At 64.6% G+C, this 1513-nt stretch carries 1 protein-coding gene; it reads left to right on the top strand.

Annotation, left to right across the window (positions count from 1 at the left end; genetic code table 11):
- The first annotated feature begins 95 nt into the window (after window positions 1–95).
- Entirely contained in the window at window positions 96–1298 is a 1203-nt protein-coding gene (locus AC5W54_RS22440; RefSeq protein WP_495964315.1) for an IS110 family RNA-guided transposase, read from the top strand.
- The last annotated feature ends 215 nt before the right edge of the window (window positions 1299–1513 follow it).

The raw sequence follows: 1513 nt of genomic DNA on the forward strand, positions 1-1513 counted from the left end.
GCTAGACATGATGGATTGACCTGCCCCTCCTCAACGTCGTGGGTTACGTTGAGGTTGAGGCAACAACACAGAGCCACTATTGAGGGAGGCAGGTCATGACACAGTCTAACGCAACTCAGCCGTCCGTTGATCAGCACGCTATCGCCGATCGGCTCAACGCCGCCAGCAATGTCCATGCCGCCTATATCGGTCTGGATGTGCACCAGGCGAGCATCTCCGTGGCCATCGCTGAAGCGGGGCGCCAGGCGCCCGAGTTCCGCGGCGAGATTCCCCACGCGCCCCAGGCAATCGATAAGCTGGTGTGCCAGTTGAGCCAACGCTTCGCGGGACAACCCCTGTTGTTCAGCTACGAGGCCGGCCCCTGTGGCTATGGGGTCTACCACCAGATCCAAGCCAGTGGCCATGACTGTGAGGTAGTGGCACCGACGCTGATTCCCCGCAAGACCGGGGATCGTGTCAAGACCGACCGGCGCGATGCACAAATGTTGGCACGCCTGTCACGTGCGGGTGAACTGACCCCGGTGTGGGTTCCGACACCGGAGCAGGAGGCGATACGCGACCTGACACGGGCCCGTGAAGACATGAAGGCCATCGAGCTCAAGGCACGGCAACGCCTGGGGGCCTTCCTGCTACGGCATAGCAAGGTCTATCCCGGCAAGAGCAAGTGGGGGCAGGCGCATTTCCGCTGGCTGGAGAGCGTGCACTTCGACACCCCGGTTCAGCAGATCGTGCTGGAGGAGTACGTGGATGCCGTGAAGGATGCCCAGCGTCGCGTGGCCGGTCTGGAGACGCAGATGGCGGCCTCGTTGCCGGGCTGGTCGCTGGCACCCGTGGTGGAGGCGGTACAGGCGATGCGCGGCGTGAGCCTGATCACGGCCATGACGGTGCTCGCCGAACTGGGTGACATCAGCCGCTTTGACTCACCTCGTCAGCTGATGGCCTACCTGGGGCTCGTGCCCAGCGAGCATTCCAGCGGCGACAGCCGGCGCCAGGGCGGCATCACCAAGACCGGCAACGGTCATGTGCGCCGCGTGCTGGTGGAGGCCGCCTGGAGTTACCGCTTCCCGGCGCGCAAGACGCGCCTCATCCAGCGGCGGGCGGAGAAGACCTCGCCAGTGGTTCAAGCTATCGCTTGGGAGGCACAGAAACGCCTGTGCGGACGTTTCCGCCGACTGGCCGCCACGGGCAAGGTGGCACAGCAGGTGACGACGGCGGTGGCCCGAGAACTGGCGGGGTTCCTGTGGGCCATCGCCTGTGAAGTCATGGGCAAACCGCACGGCAGTCGGGCTACGGTATGAGCATAGCGTCCCAGTGTCTGCGCGTCAGGGAGCGTCGGGCCGGTGGGAGAACCCCTGAGGCTGCTATGAGGCCCCCGCCCTCCGGGGCTGGGTGACCCTCGCCACTAGACCAGGGTAGCTCCGCGACGAAGTGATGACAGGTCGGTACCCAACCCACGAATACCAGAGAGATCCACCGTCGCTGATTGCCCCTCGCTCCCTGATCCGTAGGCATT

The sequence above is a fragment of the Halomonas sp. LMYGS-3 genome (genome assembly GCF_059509875.1).

What these genes read in the sequence shown, in the direction of transcription:
- AC5W54_RS22440 (WP_495964315.1), top strand. Translation starts at nt 96, where the DNA reads ATGACACAGTCTAACGCAACTCAGCCGTCCGTTGATCAGCACGCTATC.